Origin of the sequence: Rhizobium sp. AQ_MP (genome assembly GCF_014237835.1) — a bacterium.
In the GTDB taxonomy this organism is placed as follows: domain Bacteria; phylum Pseudomonadota; class Alphaproteobacteria; order Rhizobiales; family Rhizobiaceae; genus Allorhizobium.
The window spans coordinates 221226-238745 of the sequence record NZ_JACJVI010000002.1 but is presented as its reverse complement, the minus strand read 5'-3'; the positions used below and the strand labels follow the sequence as shown (position 1 = coordinate 238745).

General features: G+C 61.1%; 16 protein-coding genes. 9 read left to right on the top strand and 7 right to left on the bottom strand.

Translation table 11 applies throughout. The annotated features are described in order from the left end of the window. Position 1: 1 nt before the first annotated feature. The 3 genes from H6M51_RS04225 to H6M51_RS04215 are packed head-to-tail and all read right to left on the bottom strand — an operon-like array spanning position 2 to position 3135. Positions 2-829: a carbohydrate ABC transporter permease gene (locus H6M51_RS04225; RefSeq protein ID WP_185808642.1), complete on the bottom strand. Its 828-nt coding sequence runs from the start codon at positions 827-829 to the stop codon at positions 2-4. Next, positions 829-1815 (bottom strand): carbohydrate ABC transporter permease, encoded by a 987-nt coding sequence (locus H6M51_RS04220; protein WP_185808641.1) that lies wholly within the window; start codon positions 1813-1815, stop codon positions 829-831. Before H6M51_RS04220 ends, H6M51_RS04225 begins: the two co-directional genes overlap by 1 nt. A gap of 60 nt (positions 1816-1875) precedes the next feature. Next, positions 1876-3135 carry an ABC transporter substrate-binding protein gene (locus H6M51_RS04215; RefSeq protein ID WP_185808640.1) on the bottom strand — a complete coding sequence of 420 codons (1260 nt, stop codon included), beginning with the start codon at positions 3133-3135 and terminating at the stop codon, positions 1876-1878. A gap of 358 nt (positions 3136-3493) precedes the next feature. Between H6M51_RS04215 and H6M51_RS04210 the strand changes: the two genes are divergently transcribed. The 3 genes from H6M51_RS04210 to H6M51_RS04200 all read left to right on the top strand — a co-directional run bounded on the left by H6M51_RS04210 (position 3494) and on the right by H6M51_RS04200 (position 5748). Then, positions 3494-4522 carry a substrate-binding domain-containing protein gene (locus H6M51_RS04210; protein WP_185808639.1) on the top strand — a complete coding sequence of 343 codons (1029 nt, stop codon included), beginning with the start codon at positions 3494-3496 and terminating at the stop codon, positions 4520-4522. Further along, the gene (locus H6M51_RS04205; protein WP_185808638.1) at positions 4519-5373 is read left to right on the top strand and encodes a PfkB family carbohydrate kinase; all 855 of its coding nucleotides are present in this window, start codon (positions 4519-4521) and stop codon (positions 5371-5373) included. The genes H6M51_RS04210 and H6M51_RS04205 overlap by 4 nt, the downstream gene beginning before the upstream one ends. Positions 5374-5445: 72 nt before the next feature. Beyond that, complete coding sequence (locus tag H6M51_RS04200; RefSeq protein WP_185808637.1) at positions 5446-5748, top strand: DUF982 domain-containing protein; 303 nt, start codon at positions 5446-5448, stop codon at positions 5746-5748. Positions 5749-6185: 437 nt separating this feature from the next. Here H6M51_RS04200 and treY read toward each other — a convergent pair whose 3' ends face one another. Together treY and H6M51_RS04190 are read right to left on the bottom strand one after the other, a co-directional pair. Then, complete coding sequence (treY, locus tag H6M51_RS04195) at positions 6186-8843, bottom strand: malto-oligosyltrehalose synthase (RefSeq protein ID WP_185808636.1); 2658 nt, start codon at positions 8841-8843, stop codon at positions 6186-6188. Positions 8844-8931: 88 nt separating this feature from the next. After that, positions 8932-9204 (bottom strand): usg protein, encoded by a 273-nt coding sequence (locus H6M51_RS04190; protein WP_185808635.1) that lies wholly within the window; start codon positions 9202-9204, stop codon positions 8932-8934. A gap of 267 nt (positions 9205-9471) precedes the next feature. On the opposite strand from H6M51_RS04190, the gene groES reads away from it, so the two are divergent. Both groES and groL read left to right on the top strand, forming a co-directional pair. Beyond that, on the top strand, positions 9472-9786 hold the full coding sequence (groES, locus tag H6M51_RS04185) for a co-chaperone GroES (protein ID WP_113461902.1): 315 nt from the start codon (positions 9472-9474) through the stop codon (positions 9784-9786). Between the two features lie 38 nt (positions 9787-9824). Beyond that, on the top strand, positions 9825-11450 hold the full coding sequence (groL, locus tag H6M51_RS04180; protein ID WP_185808634.1) for a chaperonin GroEL: 1626 nt from the start codon (positions 9825-9827) through the stop codon (positions 11448-11450). Between the two features lie 72 nt (positions 11451-11522). On the opposite strand, the gene H6M51_RS04175 is transcribed toward groL, so the two are convergent. After that, entirely contained in the window at positions 11523-12218 is a 696-nt protein-coding gene (locus tag H6M51_RS04175) for an EAL domain-containing protein (RefSeq protein ID WP_246780394.1), read from the bottom strand. 270 nt (positions 12219-12488) lie between these two features. Here H6M51_RS04175 and H6M51_RS04170 point away from each other — a divergent pair, with 270 nt between their 5' ends. The 4 genes from H6M51_RS04170 (at position 12489) to H6M51_RS04155 (ending at position 15960) form a co-directional block, all read left to right on the top strand. Further along, positions 12489-12695 (top strand): hypothetical protein, encoded by a 207-nt coding sequence (locus H6M51_RS04170; protein WP_185808632.1) that lies wholly within the window; start codon positions 12489-12491, stop codon positions 12693-12695. 109 nt (positions 12696-12804) lie between these two features. Then, positions 12805-13482 carry a response regulator transcription factor gene (locus H6M51_RS04165; protein WP_185808631.1) on the top strand — a complete coding sequence of 226 codons (678 nt, stop codon included), beginning with the start codon at positions 12805-12807 and terminating at the stop codon, positions 13480-13482. Beyond that, a complete protein-coding gene (locus tag H6M51_RS04160; RefSeq protein ID WP_185808630.1) occupies positions 13469-14860 on the top strand; it encodes a sensor histidine kinase in 1392 nt (463 codons plus the stop codon). The genes H6M51_RS04165 and H6M51_RS04160 overlap by 14 nt, the downstream gene beginning before the upstream one ends. Further along, positions 14857-15960, top strand: a complete 1104-nt coding sequence (locus tag H6M51_RS04155) for an ABC transporter substrate-binding protein (RefSeq protein ID WP_185808629.1) — start codon at positions 14857-14859, stop codon at positions 15958-15960. Before H6M51_RS04160 ends, H6M51_RS04155 begins: the two co-directional genes overlap by 4 nt. Before the next feature lie 49 nt (positions 15961-16009). Here H6M51_RS04155 and H6M51_RS04150 read toward each other — a convergent pair whose 3' ends face one another. Then, entirely contained in the window at positions 16010-17515 is a 1506-nt protein-coding gene (locus H6M51_RS04150; RefSeq protein ID WP_185808628.1) for a tripartite tricarboxylate transporter permease, read from the bottom strand. Positions 17516-17520: the final 5 nt, after the last annotated feature.

The window sequence follows — 17520 nt, the reverse complement described above, 5'->3', positions numbered from 1 at the left end:
CCTATCCCTTGACGCCGCCGGCAGTGAGGCCGGAGATGATCCGCCGCTGGAAGATCAAGACGAGCACGACCAGCGGAACTGTGACGATGACCGAGGCCGCCATGATGCTGCCCCAGGGGATTTCAAACTGACTGTCGCCGGAAAGCAGCGCGATGGCGACCGGCACCGTCCGCTGGCTGTTCGACGAGGTGAAGGTGAGTGCAAACAGGAACTCGTTCCACGCAGCGATGAAGGCGAGCAGCCCCGTCGTGACCAAGGCCGGCCACATCAACGGCATGAATACCTGGGTGACGATGACGAAGGATGAGGCGCCATCGACGATCGCCGCCTCCTCGATCTCGATCGGCAGGTCGCGCATGAAAGTCGTCAGCACCCAGACGGTGAACGGCAGCGTAAAGATCATGTAGGAGAAGATCAGCGCAAACGGCGTGTTGAAGATACCGACGAAGCGGATGAGCTCGAACAGGCCGGCGAGGACCGCAATCTGCGGAAACATCGAGACACTGAGGATGGTGAGTAGCAAAAGCCCCCTGCCCCGAAACCGCACGCGTGCCAGCGCATAGGACGCGGTGACCGCCAGCAGCAGAGAGATGGCCACCACGATGCTGGCGATCATGACCGAATTGCCGAGATTGCGCAGGAAGCTGCCGCGCGACAGCACGCTCTCATAGTTCGAGAAGGTGACCACCTTCGGCCAGTAGCTGACATCGAACAGCGAACTGCCCGGCTTCAGACTTGTGATGATGGCATAGTAGAAGGGGAAAACTGCAATCACGACGATGACGGTGACGAGCAGGTAGAACAGACCCTGTTTCAGGACAGTTGGCATCAGCGATCCCCTCCCGAAAGGTTGACCCGCCCGAAGACGATGTAGAGAACCGTGATCGAGGCGATGATCAGGAACAGCATTGTCGAGGCCGCTGCCCCATAGGCGAACTTGTCGAACTCGAACAGGTTCTCGCGCGCCATGACCGACATGGTCTTGGTCTGGGAGTTGTTCGGCGTCAGCACGTAGATGAGGTCGAAGATGCGCAGCGCGTCGAGCATGCGGAAGATCACCGCAACCATCAGTGCCGGACGAATGAGCGGCAGCGTGATCCGCCAGAACACCTTGACCGGATGGACGCCGTCGATCTTCGCCGCCTCGTAGATATCCTGCGGCACCATCTGCAGGCCGGCGAGAATGAGAAGCGCCATGAAAGGCGTCGTCTTCCAGACATCGACGATCAGAACGGCGACCATTGCCGTATCGGGATTGGCCGTCCAGGCGATCTTCTGGCTGATCAGACCAAGATTAAGGAAGATGTCGTTGAGAATGCCGAACTGGTCGTTCAGCATCCAGGCCCACATCTTGGCCGAGACGATCGTCGGGATCGCCCAGGGGATCAGGATCGCTGCCCGCACGATGCCCCGCCCGCGAAAATTGGCGTTCAGCACCAGCGCAACCACGAGACCGAGCACCGTTTCGATCGAAACCGAGATCAGGGTGAAGCGCAGCGTATTCCACACCGCGCCCCACCAGGCCGGATCGACGAGCAGTCCGCGCCAGACGGTGCGGCCGCTCTGCAGCGTGATCCAGGTCAGGTAGTTCGAAAAGCCGATGAATTCGGCATCTTCGAGATTGTTGAGGGTGGCGTTGGTGAAGCTGAAATAGATTGTCCGGATGAGTGGCCAACCGGCGACCATCGCAAGAACAAGAAGCGTGGGGGCGAGAAAGATCCAGGCAGAGCGGGTGCGCTGGGCGCTAAGGTCGGAGCCGGGCACGGCCTTAGGCGGCGGTTGCCGGACGGCGCCTTGCAGGCTGAGTTCGGTCATGGGCTGTCCTCCATCAGGTGGCGGGAAGCCGGGCGGCTGAATGTCCGCCCGGCAGCGCGGTCACCAGCCGTTGCCCATAACTTCGTTCAGCTCGATCTCGAGCAGTTCGAGGTTTTCGGCCGCCGTACCGGAGCCCGAAAGCGTGTTGTGCACAGCCCCCCAGAAGCGCGAGGAGACCTCGTTGTACTTCACCTTCGTGGTGGCCGACGGACGCGGCACCGCATCCTGGAAGATCGGCTTCCACTGCGGCATGAAGGGATGCGCCTCAGCGATCTCCGGATCGTCATAAAGCGCCTGCAAGGTCGGCAACTGCGATTGCTCGATCGCGCGACGCTTCTGGGATTCCGGCGAGGTCAGGAACTTGACGAGTTCGATCGCTGCTTCCTGCTCGTCGGAATACTTGGAGACGGCCAGGTTCCAGCCGCCGAGTGTCGAGGACGGCTTGTCGCCTGCGGCTGCAACCGGCAGCGTCGTCACCTCGAACTTGCCCTTGACGGCACTGTCCTCGCCATTCCCCAGCGCATAGGCGTAAGGCCAGTTGCGCATGAAGACGGAATTGCCGGTCTGCCAGACTCCGCGGGCCTCCTCTTCCTGATAGGCAAGCACGCCGGGAGGCGAGATGGTGCCGATCCAGGACTTCGCTTGTTCGAGCGCTGCCGCCGCCTTTTCGTTGTTGACCGAGATCGTACCGTCAGGCTCAACAATCTGACCGCCGCCGGAAGACTTGATCCATTCGAGCGCATTGCAGGTGAGGCCTTCATAGGCATTGGCCTGGAAGACAAAGCCCCACAGGTCCTTCTGGCCGCCCTCGCGCTCCTTGTCCTGAATTTCCTTGGCAACTGCCGCCATGTCGGCCCAAGTCTTCGGCACTTCCTTGCCGTGCTTCTCGAGCAGGTCCTTGCGATAGAAGAGTGCCGGCGCATCGGTGAACATCGGCATAGCCACCAGGCGACCATCGACGGTCTGGGATTCGATGATGGAGGGGAAGAACTGGTCGACGACGTCGCTTGCTGCCTCCTTCAGATCGACGAACTGATCCGCCAACTGCGGCGCCCAGATGACGTCGGTCTGGTAGACGTCGACATCGGTGTTTCCGGCTGCAAGCCAAAGGCGGTACTGCGCGAACTGCTCGGAGCTCGACGGCGGCATGGTGACAAGCGACACCTTGTGGCCTGTCTTCTCCTCGAATTCAGAGAACATCTTGCGCAGGAAATCGAGGTTCTTGCCGGTCGAATTGGCGGCAACGGCAATCTCCGCGGCTTGAGCCGTTCCGCACAGTGCGGTGGCAGCAATGAGCGCGGCAGTCAAAAAAGTCTTCATGGATATCTCCTCCCGATAAACAGCCAATCCGTTCGCTCTCCCAACAAATTTGAAAACGGTTTGGTTCAGGAAAGCTGGCAAAGAAATCCGGAGGTGTCAAACCAGATTCTGCCAAAAGCAGAAATATGCAATCATCCTATTGAAATATTTAGATTACCTTCGGTTGCTTCATGTGGACAATGAGCAACCATGCCAAAAGCAGGGCGCGTATCATCTCATCGGCATACGCGAATTTTGTAATCGCTTTGGAGCTTTGAGAACGAATCTTGCCAGATCCGGTTCGGCCATGGGATAAGCGCATGCGGGTAGACACGGGCCACAGAGACCCGTGCGGCCGGCGGGGGATGGCGCACTCGAAATGAAGCTCAAGGAATTTGCCAGAGAGATCGGATTGTCGCCGACAACGGTGAGCCGTGCCTTGAGCGGCTACCCCGAGGTCAACGAGGCGACCCGCGCCCGGGTGATGGAGGAAGCGACCCGCCTCGGCTACCGGCCCAACATCAATGCCGTGCGTCTGGCAACAGGACGTGCCGGTGCGATCGGCGTCGTCATGACCAAGGCCGGTGACTACCAGTTTTCCGAATTCATGAGCGGCATGGCCGACCGGCTGAGCGGCGAGGATATCGACATTCTCATCACGCCGATGGCAGAGCACGACACTGGAGACGAGCTGCAACTCTACCGGCGCCTGGCAGAGAGCCGCCGGGTGGACGCGGTCGTCATCCATTCGCCGCGTCCGAAGGATGCCCGGATCGCCCTTCTCCACCAGTTGAAGCTGCCCTTCATCGTGCATGGCCGATCAGCGACAGACGTGCCGCATGCCTGGCTCGATATCGACAATGAGGGAGCTGTCCGCCGCAGCACGGAACATCTGCTGGATCTCGGCCACCGGCGCATCGCTTTGCTCAATGGCCGCGAGGGCCTCACCTTCACGCTGCACCGCCTGGCCGGCTACAAGGCGGCCCTCGATGAGCGCGGCGTGGAATTCGACCCGAAACTGGTGACCCATGGCAATTTCACCGACGAGATCGGCTTTCGCTTTGCAAGATCGGCGCTCGAACAGCGTCCTCGTCCGACGGCTTTTGTCGCCGGCTCGATGATGACCGCACTTGGCGTCTATCGCGCCGCACGTTCGCGAAACCTCGTGATCGGCCAGGACATTTCGGTCATCGCCCATGACGACGTCTTCCCCTATCTGACCGCCGAAAACATGGCCCCATCCCTGTCGACCACCCGTTCATCGATCCGCGCGGCGGGCACCCGCATCGCAGACCTTCTGCTCCAGATGCTGGGTGGGCGTGAGGCAGCAGATGTCCAGGAACTCTGGCCGGTCGAGCTGATCCTGCGCGAAACAAGCCGGCCTGCGCCGAAGGATGCACCTGCTTGACCGGCGCTCACCGCAAACGGGTGGTTGTGATCGGTCATATTAACCATGACCGGATCTGGCGTCTGACCGAGCCGTTGCGCGCCGGTGGCAGAATCGCGTGGTCCTCGCGGGAAACCCGTCTCGGCGGCGGCGGCTATTTCACCGCACGACGCCTACTCGATCTCGGGCACGGTGTGGCACTCCTCTCGAATCTGATGCGCGACACCCACGGCCAGAGCGCGCTCGCCGAACTTCAGGATGCGGGCTTCGATACAACACTCATCACGCTGCGCGAGGGCGAAACGGATTTCGCCGACATTCTGCTCGACCCGACCGGTGAGCGAACCATTTTGTCCAGCGAACGGCGCCTCTCCCGAACCTTCCTGCTTGATCGCGCGATTGAGGCAGAGGCCTTCTACGTGAATGCACCAAAGCTGCCACCCACGATACTGGCCTCCCTGAGGCAAGCGCCCCTTGTCGTCTCGCAGCTTCCGCTGCGGGAGGGGGAAATGCGCCCCGCCGACATTATGGTCGGTTCGAAGGCCGATCTGGCCGGCCGTCCGATTGCCGATATCTGGACCATGGCCCGGAGACTGGCGACAGACCGCCTGACCCATCTGGTGATGACGGACGGTCCGGGCGCCATCTCGGTCTATGATGGCCGCGAGGAGACGACGGTTTCCCTGACGCGAACGGTTTCGCTGCGCGACACGATCGGAGCGGGCGACACCTTCAGCGGCAGTCTGCTGCACGCCCTGCTGGGTGGAAACGACGTGGTGGAAGCAAGCCGGCTTGCCGGCGACGAAACCACGGCCTGGCTTGAGCGTCGCGAGGCGCAATCCCATTCTGCAACAGAAAAATCAACATCATAACAGTTTTATTTGATCGGCGGACTGGAACCCGTCGCCCCTCCTCCGAGTTGGTCGGGCCAAACGGAGGAAGGCATGACTGAAGCTGATTTCACCTGGACCGTTCCGGTCGAGCTGGAGCTACCCTGTGGGCTTACACGGCGTTTTCTGAACGCCTATGATGCACTCGATTTCCTCGATGCGGAATGGCCGACCCGGCGTGGCCCCGCCTATGAACGCGCCCTGCGTCTCTGCCGCAACGCCCTGCGCGGCTCGCGCGCCGCAGAACTGGCCCGGACCGCATTCATTGCAGCAGCTGACGAGGCGGGCATGGCACAATGCCTGGATCCGCACGGCCTCGTGAGCTTTCTGCCGCGAACCAAGAACGCAGCGGCTTGAGAGAGGCCCGGAAAGCCGCGCCTGGTACCTGAACTGTTGCATGAAGCCCATGTCGAGGCGCGGCGCCTGTTTGTGAGGTTGTCGCACGGAGCGCGCCTCGGGATCGGTAAGCCCTGCCTCAATCTCTCGTGATAGTTGACGCAGGCATGGAACCGAGGCTCACAATCCACCTCATTCCACCGTCCAAATCGGATCGCGCCAGCGGTACCTGACGTGATCGTCACCGCCGGCAGTAGATGACGACGGGCCACGTGGCCCAGCCGAATGCTGGCTCTCTCGCCTGAACCGGCATCCCTAGTGCTACCGGCAGGAACGCGGACAAACGGGGTCCAAGCGCTGATCGCGGCAGCACTTCCACAATGAGTTGAGGATGGGACAAGGCCGAAACCTTGGGCTGGTTCGGTGCCATTTCAGGCGCTTTCGTCGCAGGCGCTCCCTCAGGGCGCGTCTGAAACGAGCAAGGCCACGGTCTGCCCATCCAGAAGATTGCGCAACAGAAGCCGGTCACCGTTCGCGAACCGCTGCCCGCTCAGGGCATCGGTCCAGCGCTGAGACGAAAGCGCCGGAGGCAGATCGACTGCGGTATTCCCCCAGAATTGCGCGGATGTCAGCCCTTCGCCTGCCCGCATCATGGCGGTCGGCAGGCGGCAGGCAATGGTGATGGCAGCAGCACCGTCTTTCTCCCGCGCAAACGCCACCGCCTGTGGCTGCCGGGGTCCGCTGATCGTCAACGGCGTGTAATCTCCGTGAAGGAAAAGATCTGGATGACGCTGGCGCAGCGCAAGCCCGCGGGCGATCACCGCCTGTTTCAGCCAGCCCTCCGCCAGAGCACGCTCGTCGGCAAATGAGAGCGGTGCATGTGGGTCAAAGGCGGAAAGGGCTTCGAACGGCGGCGAACGTCGGTTGTCTGGATCGACGAAGCTGAGATCGATAGCCTCACTTCCCTGGTAGACATCGGGAACGCCGGGAGCGGAAATTTTGATGACGCTCTGGGTCAAGCCATTGATCAACCCTGCCCAGATCAAGGGTTGGATCTCCTGAACGAATTCAGCGACGAAATCGTGGTCGTCGAGCAGAAGCTTGCGGACATAATCCGTGGCGGCCGTTTCATAGGCAGCGTTGACGTCATTCCAGTCCGTGCGGAGCTTGGCCTCGCGCAGGGACTTTTCCACGAAGGCGCAGACACGCTCGGCGAAATCGGCGATGCCCTCCCGGTCATCAGCCGCAAGATCGACAGGCCAATGGCCGATCAGCGCCTGAAAGATCATCCATTCGACCTCCGGTTCGGGCGCAAACCGGCCTTCGATTTCGACGACAGCACCCGCATGCGCCTGACGCCAGCCCTCGATGAGCCTTGCGAAACGCGGCGCATCCTCGGCCAGGGCAAAGAGACGGGCCCGCGCATCCTCCCCCCGTTTGGTGTCATGGGTGGACGAGGCGGATAGCCCGGATGGCTGGATCTGGGCACGCGTTTGCATTTCGGCATGGAATCGATCGAGGCCGCCCGCCTCAGGCTCCAACTCCCCCCCGACCTCGTTCATGGCCAGAAACTCGGTATGGCGGAAGAACAGTGTATCCTCCAGCGATTTGGCCATCAACGGCCCGGTCAACTGCTGGAAGCGGCGGCGGAAGATATCAGCAACCGCACCATCGCCCCAAAGCCGCCCGTCACCTTTTAAGAGATCCGTGATGGACCAGGCGGCATCGGCGGCCGTTTCGTCCAATCGGGACTTGGCGTTTTCGAGCACTTCATCAAGGAGCTGCCGATCCTCGACACTCATTTTTCCCTGCGCGCCGTAGGTCCGATAACGTGGGAAGGCGAGAAGAAGCTCTTCCAGCGCCCTCGTCATCGTGTCCTGCTCGAGCGCGAGCAGTTCCGCACCGAGGCTTGTCAGCGCCTTCACCTCACCGGCAAAATTGACCCGGATCATCCGCAGCTTTGCCTCGCGCATCTTGTCCGGAATAGTCGCCTGTGGTCCGGCCACATCATGATAAGCCTGGCGCATGGCAAGAAACCCGGCCTGGTCGAGCAGAACCGGCACCTTTGCCGCGATGAACTCATAACCTGTTGTGCCTTCCACCGGCCAATCCTTCGGCAGATGCTCCCCCGGCGCCAGGATCTTCTCGACATGGATGGAGATATCGGGGCCAACAGCATCGCGCAGCTGACGGAGATAACCTGCGGGGTCGGCGAGGCCATCGACATGGTCGATACGCAAGCCGTCGACTTGCCCGGTCTGCACAAGCTCCAGCACCGTCCGGTGGGATGCTTCAAAAACATCCTCAGCTTCGACACGCAGCCCGACAAGGCCGGCGATCTCGAAGAAGCGGCGATAGCTGAGGCCTTCGGCAGCCTCGGCCCAGGACATGAGCCGCCACGTCTGCCGCTCGTGCAGCGAACTCAGCAGTTGCGTTCGTCCAGACAGGCTGTTCAACTCCTCGATCAGCCCCTCCCAATCCGCTTCGCGGCACAGCTTGCGCACGGCCTCATGGAAGCTTGCCTCATCGGCGGCATCTGAACGTTCCACGGCTTCGGAAAGTCTCGCAGCGATCGGGCTCTGCAAACCCTTCAACACCTCGGAATAGCTGGCAGGGTTGAGCGGATAGAGGCTTTCGAAATAAGCAAGTGCCAGCGCCCCGTGCGCGGGGTCGAAGGCAATCGAGATTTCGCCGTCTGCCACGGCCTGATCGAAGGGTTTGCCAAGAAAGGGCAGCGTCAGCGCCTGGCTCCAGTCGATGTCGAAATAGTGGCTGTAGCGGCTTTCCTCGCCCCATTCGATCACGCTTCGCCACCACGGATTTTCCAGGCTCGCAGCCATGTGGTTCGGCACGATGTCGAGGATCAGTCCAAGGCCTGCGGCTTTCAGAGCAGCGACCAGCCGCTCGAGCCCCTCCCGTCCACCCAGCACCGGATCGATGAGATTGGCATCGGTGACATCATAACCATGGGTCGATCCCTTGGTCGCCGCGAAAAGTGGCGAGGTGTAAAGATGCGAGACACCGAGGCGTTTGAGATAGGGCACCAGCCCGATGGCGCGGTCGAAGTCCATGCCGCCGCGAAACTGCAAGCGGTAGGTGGAAACGGGTAAGGGCATGCTGGCATCCTTGGGCGGTGGCGGTGTGCGACCCGGACCAACGCCTGCCAGCCGGCCTTGTTCCCACTATCCCGGAGGATGCAGGATCTCAGTGCAGGTTGAACTCGCCGTCCACCTTGCGCCATTCATTCGGCCCGATCAGCCGCTTGTGGCTGAAACGGACCGAGTGCAGGTCTCCATCGAGATTGGCTCGCCAGAATTCCAGGAACTTCGTCATCTGCGGGAAGTCCGGGGCCAGATCATAATCCTGCCAGAGGAAGGTCTGAAGCACCGAGCGGAAGTCGGGCATGCGGTAGAGAATGTGGGCGGTGGTGAGGCCATAACCCTCCATCTGGAGGGTGAAGTCTGCAGAAGATTTCATGCGGTTTCCCTCTTGGTCACGGACGATAAAAAGTTTGACAAAAATTTTGTATCTGACAAGAGGGCGTCAAAAATTGTGATTTAAAATCATATTGTTAGCAGCAAGCAGTCGTGAGTGCTGATTTTTTCTCAAACCCCTCTTGAAACGCAAAACCGCAAAAACCAAATCTTCGCGCGCCGGATGCCGTGACTGGGTCCGGCAACCCGTCCGGACCTTATCCGGTCCGGCCTTTGGGGACGTTCCATTTTGTTTGTCCAGGAGGAAAACATGAAGTTCCGTCCGCTGCACGACCGCATCGTCGTCCGCCGCGTTTCGTCCGAGGAAAAGACCAAGGGCGGCATCATCATTCCCGACACCGCCAAGGAAAAGCCGCAGGAAGGCGAAGTCATCGCCGTCGGTCCTGGCGCCCGCAATGAACAGGGCCAGATCGTCGCGCTCGATGTCAAGGTCGGCGACCGCGTGCTCTTCGGCAAGTGGTCCGGCACCGAGATCAAGATCGACGGCGAAGAGCTGCTGATCATGAAGGAAGCCGACGTCATGGGCATCATCGAAGCCCAGGCCGCCGAAAAGAAAGCCGCCTGAGAAACATCGGTCATCATTTGCTTTTCAAGGAGTGAACCATGGCTGCAAAAGAAGTGAAGTTTAACACAGACGCCCGCGAGAAGATGCTGCGCGGTGTCGATATCCTCGCCAATGCCGTGAAGGTGACGCTGGGTCCAAAGGGCCGCAACGTCGTGATCGACAAGTCCTTCGGCGCGCCGCGCATCACCAAGGACGGCGTCTCGGTTGCCAAGGAAATCGAGCTTGAGGACAAGTTCGAGAACATGGGCGCGCAGATGCTGCGCGAAGTCGCCTCCAAGACCAACGACCTCGCCGGTGACGGCACGACCACGGCGACCGTTCTTGCCCAGGCGATCGTCAAGGAAGGTGCCAAGGCCGTCGCCTCCGGCATGAACCCGATGGACCTGAAGCGCGGCATCGATCTCGCCGTCGACGCCGTCGTCAAGGAACTGAAGACCAACGCCCGCAAGATCTCCAACAACTCGGAAATTGCCCAGGTCGGCACCATCTCCGCCAATGGCGACACCGAGATCGGCCGTTACCTCGCCGAAGCGATGGAGAAGGTCGGCAATGACGGCGTGATTACCGTTGAGGAAGCCAAGACAGCCGATACCGAGCTCGAAGTCGTCGAAGGCATGCAGTTCGACCGTGGCTATCTCTCGCCCTACTTCGTGACCAATCAGGAGAAGATGCGCGTCGAACTCGACGATCCCTATATCCTGATCCACGAAAAGAAGCTCTCGAACCTCCAGGCCTTGCTGCCGGTCCTCGAAGCCGTTGTCCAGTCCGGCAAACCGCTCCTCATCATCGCGGAAGACGTCGAAGGCGAAGCACTCGCCACTCTCGTCGTCAACAAGCTGCGTGGTGGCCTCAAGGTGGCAGCCGTCAAGGCCCCCGGCTTCGGCGATCGCCGCAAGGCCATGCTCGAGGACATCGCCATCCTCACCGGCGGCACCGTCATCTCGGAAGACCTCGGCATCAAGCTTGAGAATGTCACGCTCAACATGCTGGGCCGGGCAAAGAAGGTGTCGATCGAGAAGGAAAACACCACTGTTATCAACGGCGCGGGCTCCAAGGCCGAGATCGACGGTCGCGTGGCCCAGATCAAGGCTCAGATCGAGGAGACCTCCTCCGACTACGACCGCGAGAAGCTGCAGGAGCGTCTGGCCAAGCTCGCTGGTGGCGTTGCCGTCATCCGCGTCGGCGGCTCGACTGAAGTCGAGGTGAAGGAGAAGAAGGATCGCGTCGACGACGCGCTGCATGCGACCCGTGCGGCCGTCGAGGAAGGCATTCTGCCCGGTGGCGGCGTGGCACTCCTGCGTTCGGTCAAGGCACTCGAAAACCTCAAGACCGCCAATGAAGACCAGCGCGTCGGCATCGACATCATCCGCCGCGCCATCGAAGCCCCGGTTCGCCAGATCGCCGAGAATGCCGGCGCGGAAGGCTCAATCATCGTCGGCAAGCTGCGCGAGAAGTCTGACTTCGCCTATGGCTGGAACGCCCAGACAGGCGAATATGGCGACCTCTTCGCCCAGGGTGTCATCGACCCGGCCAAGGTGGTCCGCACCGCGCTGCAGGATGCAGCCTCCGTTGCAGGCCTCCTCATCACCACGGAAGCGATGATTGCCGAGAAGCCGAAGAAGGAAGCAGCCCCGGCCATGCCGGCAGGCGGCATGGATTTCTAAGGTCCGGATATTCCCTGAAACGGAAAGGGCTGCCTCGAGGGCGGCCCTTTTCTATGGGATTGCATCGCAGCGTCAGGCCGCGAGCGCGAGAGATATGTCGCTCAGCCCCTCGAAGGTGGGACGGGCGATGTAGTAGCCTTGAATGAGATCGACGCCGAGGTCGGTCAAGGTTGCAAATTCCCCAGCCGTCTCGATACCCTCGCAGACAGCCGTGACACCGAGGTCCCGCAGCATGTCGAGCGTCCGGCGAACCACCACCTGCTTGACCCTGTCGGTATCGATGCCGCGGATCAGGTCCATGTCGAGCTTGACCAGATCAGGCTGGAAACTGGTCAGGAGGTTAAGCCCCGAATAGCCGGCGCCGAAATCGTCGATCGCCGTCTTGAAGCCGATCTCGCGATAGCTTCGAAGAATGTTCAGCAGGTGTGCCGTATCGAGTTTTTCGACTTCCGTGAATTCGAAGATGATCCGGTCGAGCGGAAAATCGGTTCGCTTGGCGGTTTCCAGGGTCTGGCGGATGCAGGCGCGCGGCTCGTAAACGGCGTTCGGCATGAAGTTGATCGATAGATGCGGCATGTCGCTGCGCGGGAAAAGGCTTGCCGCCAGCTCGATCGCCCGCACTCGACACTGCTGGTCGAAGGCGTACCGATTGTCGTGATCAACGAGCGACAGCACATTGGCTGCACCGCTTCCGTCCAGCCCCCGCACCAGTGCCTCATGGGCGAAAACCTGTCCAACACGGACGTCCATGATGGGCTGGAAAGCCATGGAAAACGCGGAGCGAAACGATATTCCGTTCTTGCAAGCCTGGCAGCTCATCACCCCTCCTATGCACAATTTTTATATTAGAACAAAACGACATTAAGGAAGGTTGAAGGTCGCTACAGAACAACTTCCGAAAGAAGCAACACACGCGCCGAAGTTATGCCAGATCTTTTTTGGGTTACCATTTAATTAAACACGATAATCGAATATTGTCATTATGAGGCCGATTCGAGAAAGCCTCGCAGGCTAAATGACTTAGCTAGGGATGCGGACATGAATGAACAGACCGATATCGAGACCTGGGCAATGGTTCGGGCTCAGCAGATCGTTATGCAGCATGGTGCCAATCTCGTTGTCGCCGCCCAGCGGTTGGATCACAAGAAAACGACCGCCAACACCTATGCGCTGCGGAGCGCAATCATGGCGTCGCTGATCGAAGCGGTCTCCGCCCAACCCAAAACGGCAGAATTCCACGGCTGAAGAGCCGGATCGGCCGATCGCGGCGATCCGTCGTCAGTGACGAGCGGCCGTCCGCGAGCGCGGGGCCGCCAGTCTTGATCACGGAGGTGAGAAATGCGAGCGTCAATTCATGCGCATTTTGCTCGTGGAAGACACGCTCGACGTCGGAGAGGCGATCTCTCGCCGCTTTGAAACCATCGGCCACACCGTCGATTGGGAAACCGATGGCCGTGCGGCTGCCGATATCCTCGACTTTACCGAATACGATCTCGTGATCCTCGACGTCATGTTGCCCGGCATGGACGGCTTTTCGATCCTCAAGCGCATGCGAGACAAGGGCAGTGCCGTGCCCGTTCTTGTTCTGACGGCCCGCTCGGAGATCGATGATCGCGTCGGAGCACTTGATCTCGGCGCCGATGATTACCTCGTCAAACCCTTCGATTTCCGGGAACTTGAGGCCCGTGCCCGGGTGTTGTTGAGAAGGCGTGCCGGCGGCGAGGCGACCAATGTGATCGCCTGCGGCGACGTGCTTCTCGACCGCTCCCAGCGTTCGGTCAAGGTTGGCAACCGCGAGGTTCAGCTGAAGCGCCGAGAGATGACCTTGCTCGAAATCCTGGCAAGCCGACCAGGCCGCGTCTTCAGCAAGGATCAGTTGCTGGACCAGCTCTTCGGCTTTGACGAACCCGCCGGGCCGAACGCGATCGAGCTTTATGTCGGGCGCCTGCGGAAGAAGCTTGAAGGGGCCAGGGCCCGCATCGTGACCGTGCGCGGCGTCGGTTATCAGTTGGTGTCCGATGCAGAGGACTAGACGGTCTCTCTTTGCGCGCCTCGTCATCCGCGTCGCCGTGGTTCTGGCAGGCGGAGCTGCGATCCTGATGACGGCAGCCTGGCTCTATGCCCGCGCCGCAGCCGATGAGGCCTATGACCGCCTGCTGCAGGGTGCAGCCATTCAGATCCTCAACAGTCTGGTGGTCGAGGAAGGCCGCATCAAGGTCAACCTGCCGCCGAGCGCGTTCGAACTGCTCGGTCTCGCACCGCGCGACAAGATCTTCTACCGTGTTGTTGCACCCGATGGGTCAACGCTGACAGGCTACGAGGACCTGACGTATCCCGTCGATCTTGCGAATGCACGCGACGCGCTGTTTGAGACGGCAAGCTTCCGGGAGCAGCCAGTGCGCATGGTGGCAGCAAGCCGTGCCATTGCCGATCCCGCCATCGGCGGCTGGGCGAATGTTATCATAGCCCAGACGACAGAGGCGAGACAGGAGCTGACGACGGAATTGACCACGCGCGCGCTGGCGCTGGTGGGCGTGATGAGCGTTCTGGCGCTCGGCGGTACGGTCCTCGCTGTTCGGTATTCGCTACGCCCTCTGGATGCGCTCGGCGACACGCTCCGTCGCCGCGACAGTCAGGATCTGACACCGCTTGCCGTCGACGTGCCCCGGGAACTCTCGCCCTTCGTCGAGTCGATCAACCACTTCATGCGCCGCCTCGATGATCGCCTGCGCCTCCTGCAGCGCTTCATTGCCGACAGCGCCCATCAGATCCGCACGCCGCTGACGGCCCTTTCGGCTCAGGTCAGCCTGATCGACGAGCAAGCCTTGTCGGAAAACGACCGTCGACATCTGGATCGGGTGAAGGACCGCGCCTCGGAACTAGCGCGCTTCACCACGCAGCTTCTGAACCACGCCATGGTCATCCATCGCTTCGATTCCGTACAGCTTTCGCAGGTGGACGTGGTCGATGTCGCCCGCAAGGCCTTCCGCGCCGCCGTCCCGATTACCATCGACCCCGACATCGTCGTGTCGTTCGAGGCTCCGCCGGAACCGCTGACCGTGATGGGCGACGCCCTCAGTCTGCGGGAAGCGATCGTCAACATCATAGACAACTCGCTGCGTCATGGCGTCGTCGCCAGCCTTGCGGTGCGCGTCATCGAGCGTGGCAACTTCGTTCTGGTCGAAGTCGAAGATGATGGCCCTGGCATTCCACCACAGGACTGGACCCAGGTGACGCGCCGCTTCGTCTCTTCGAAGTCGGGCGAAGGAAGCTCCGGCCTGGGCTTTGCCATCGCCTCGGAAGTGGCGACCACCTTGAACGGCGCACTGGCCTTCCGCGAGCCCACGCCCCAGACCGGCTTCACCGTGTTCCTCGAACTCCCTTTGATTGAAGCGAGGCCCGCCGCATGAACCTGTCGACGACAACACGCTCGTTTACAGCAGCTCTCGTCGCGACAGCTCTCTGTGCGACTTCGGCCTCGGCGCTGGAAGGCGACCGCTCCGTGTTCCAGGCCCCTGCGGAAGAGCGCGCGCGTCTGGTCATCAATGGCGTGACCGATGCGGACGTGATCGCACCGTTGATCCGTGACTTCCAGGAGACTGCGCCGGACGTGACGGTCGAGTTCAACGACTATGTCAGCAACGACCTCTTTCGCGAGGCGGAACTTGCCTGCCGTCAGCAGCGTGGCCATGGCGATCTCTGGATCTCCTCCTCGGTCGACCATCTGGTCAAGCTTGCCAATGACGGCTGCGCCCTTTCGCATCGATCCGACGAGACGGAACGGGTTTCGTCCTGGGCAAACTGGCGCGACGAAATCTTCGGCTTTGCCTTTGAGCCGGCCGTGATCGTCTACAACGCGGCCCAGGTCCCGCCGGAAGACGTGCCCCGCTCCCATGTCGAGATCGCCGAACTTCTGCGCCGCAAGCCGGACGAATACTGGACGCGGATCGGCACCTACAATGTGAAGCTCTCCGGCGTCGGCTATCTCCTGGCATTCCATGACGCCCAGCAGGCACCCACGAGTTATGGTCGACTGCTGGAAAGTTTCAGCCGTGCGCAGGTGGTCACAAGCTGCTGCAACAAGGAAGTGCTCGATCTGATCGAGACCGGCCGCCTCAAGATCGCCTACAACATCCTCGGCTCCTATGCCTATGCGCGTTACCTGCGCAACAATGACATGCGCGTCGTCGTCCCCCGTGACTATACGCTCATCCTGACCCGGGGCGCGATGATCCCGACGCACTCGCCGCAGCCAGAATTGGCCGCCCGCTTCGTCGATTACCTCGTCTCCGAACGCGGCCAGAAGGTTGCCCGAGAAAAGGCCTTTTACTTCGCCGAAAACGCGCCGCTGCCGCCCGGCGTCGACGGCCCGATCTCGCTCATCGAATCCGGTATCGGCCGCCCGATCAGGGTTGGCCCCGCTCTGCTCGCGGCGCAGGACAGGGCAACGCGCGAAGAGTTCATCCGCAACTGGACCTCGCTTTTCGCTCCCGGCGCACCTCAGCAATAAAAAAGGCTGGCGTCGCCGCCAGCCTTCGAAAGTGACAGGATGACAGACCTCAGTCCTCTTCCTGGAAGACCTCCTCGCGCTTCTTCTTGACGCTCGGGAGGAAGACGATGACCAGCACAGCAAGCGCGATCAAGAGCAGTGTCGCGCTGATCGGGCGGGTCACGAAGGTCGACGGGTCGCCGCGCGACAGGATCATGGCGCGGCGCAAGTTCTCTTCCAGCAAGGGGCCGAGAACGAAGCCAAGCAGCAAGGGCGCCGGCTCGCAGCGCAGCTTAACGAGCACGTAGCCGATGAGACCGAAGAAGGCGACGGCATAGAGGTCGTAGATATTGCCATTGACGCTGTAGACCCCGATCGAGCAGAAGGCCATGATGATCGGGAAGAGCACGTAATAGGGGATTGTGAGCAGCTTCACCCAAAGGCCGATCAGCGGCAGGTTCAGAACCAAGAGCATCAGGTTGCCGATCCACATGGAGGCGATGATGCCCCAGAACAGAGCCGGCTGTTCGCTGGCGACATTCGGCCCGGGCACGATGCCCTGAATGATCATAGCCCCGACCATCAGCGCCATCACCGGATTGGCAGGGATGCCAAGCGTGAGCAGCGGGATGAACGAGGTCTGCGCACCGGCATTGTTGGCCGATTCCGGACCGGCGACACCTTCGATCGCACCATGGCCAAACTCCTCAGGGTTCTTCGCCATGCGTTTTTCGACCGTGTAAGACGCGAAGGAGGCGAGGATCGCGCCACCACCCGGCAGGATGCCGAGCGCCGAGCCGATGCCGGTGCCGCGCAGCACTGGGCCGATCATCCGCTTGAAGTCGTCACGCGTCGGCATGAGCCCGCTGACCTTGGTCATCAGCACCGAGCGATTGCGATCGCTTTCGAGGTTGCGCAGGATTTCGGCGACACCGAAGACTCCCACGGCAACCGCGACGAAGTTCAGGCCATCGGCGTATTCGGTGATGCCCATCGTGAAGCGCGGCGTGCCCGAATAGATGTCCGTGCCGACAAGCCCGAGCAGCAGACCGAGCGCGACCATGGCCAGCGCCTTGATGATCGATCCATGGGCGAGGGCGATCGACGAGACAAGGCCGACGATCATCAGCGAGAAGTATTCCGCCGCGCCGAATTCGAGTGCGATGGCGGTGAGCGGGGGCGCGAAGATCGCAACCAAGAAGGTCGAGACGGTACCGGCGAAGAAGGAGCCGATCGCGGCGATCGCAAGGGCCGCCCCTGCCCTTCCCTTGCGGGCCATCTGGTAGCCGTCGATCGCGGTCACTGCCGAGGAGGATTCACCCGGCATGTTGATCAGGATCGCCGTGGTGGAGCCGCCATACTGCGCGCCGTAATAGATGCCGGCCAGCATGATCAGCGACGAAACGGGCTCAAGCTGGAAGGTAATCGGCAGGAGCATGGCGATGGTCGCCGTGGCACCGATGCCGGGAAGAACGCCGATCAGCGTGCCGAGAATGACGCCGATCAGGCAGAAGAACAGGTTCTCGATGGAGCCGGCCGTCGAAAAACCAAGGGCGAGATTACTGATGAAATCCATGGCCG

Coding starts and splice junctions, on each gene's coding strand:
- groL (WP_185808634.1), top strand. CDS start 9,825: ATGGCTGCAAAAGAAGTGAAGTTTAACACAGACGCCCGCGAGAAGATG.
- H6M51_RS04215 (WP_185808640.1), bottom strand. CDS start 3,135: ATGAAGACTTTTTTGACTGCCGCGCTCATTGCTGCCACCGCACTGTGC.
- H6M51_RS04160 (WP_185808630.1), top strand. CDS start 13,469: ATGCAGAGGACTAGACGGTCTCTCTTTGCGCGCCTCGTCATCCGCGTC.
- H6M51_RS04200 (WP_185808637.1), top strand. CDS start 5,446: ATGACTGAAGCTGATTTCACCTGGACCGTTCCGGTCGAGCTGGAGCTA.
- H6M51_RS04190 (WP_185808635.1), bottom strand. CDS start 9,204: ATGAAATCTTCTGCAGACTTCACCCTCCAGATGGAGGGTTATGGCCTC.
- H6M51_RS04175 (WP_246780394.1), bottom strand. CDS start 12,218: ATGGCTTTCCAGCCCATCATGGACGTCCGTGTTGGACAGGTTTTCGCC.
- H6M51_RS04165 (WP_185808631.1), top strand. CDS start 12,805: ATGCGCATTTTGCTCGTGGAAGACACGCTCGACGTCGGAGAGGCGATC.
- H6M51_RS04150 (WP_185808628.1), bottom strand. CDS start 17,515: ATGGATTTCATCAGTAATCTCGCCCTTGGTTTTTCGACGGCCGGCTCC.
- H6M51_RS04170 (WP_185808632.1), top strand. CDS start 12,489: ATGAATGAACAGACCGATATCGAGACCTGGGCAATGGTTCGGGCTCAG.
- H6M51_RS04210 (WP_185808639.1), top strand. CDS start 3,494: ATGAAGCTCAAGGAATTTGCCAGAGAGATCGGATTGTCGCCGACAACG.
- H6M51_RS04220 (WP_185808641.1), bottom strand. CDS start 1,815: ATGACCGAACTCAGCCTGCAAGGCGCCGTCCGGCAACCGCCGCCTAAG.
- H6M51_RS04155 (WP_185808629.1), top strand. CDS start 14,857: ATGAACCTGTCGACGACAACACGCTCGTTTACAGCAGCTCTCGTCGCG.
- H6M51_RS04225 (WP_185808642.1), bottom strand. CDS start 829: ATGCCAACTGTCCTGAAACAGGGTCTGTTCTACCTGCTCGTCACCGTC.
- treY (WP_185808636.1), bottom strand. CDS start 8,843: ATGCCCTTACCCGTTTCCACCTACCGCTTGCAGTTTCGCGGCGGCATG.
- groES (WP_113461902.1), top strand. CDS start 9,472: ATGAAGTTCCGTCCGCTGCACGACCGCATCGTCGTCCGCCGCGTTTCG.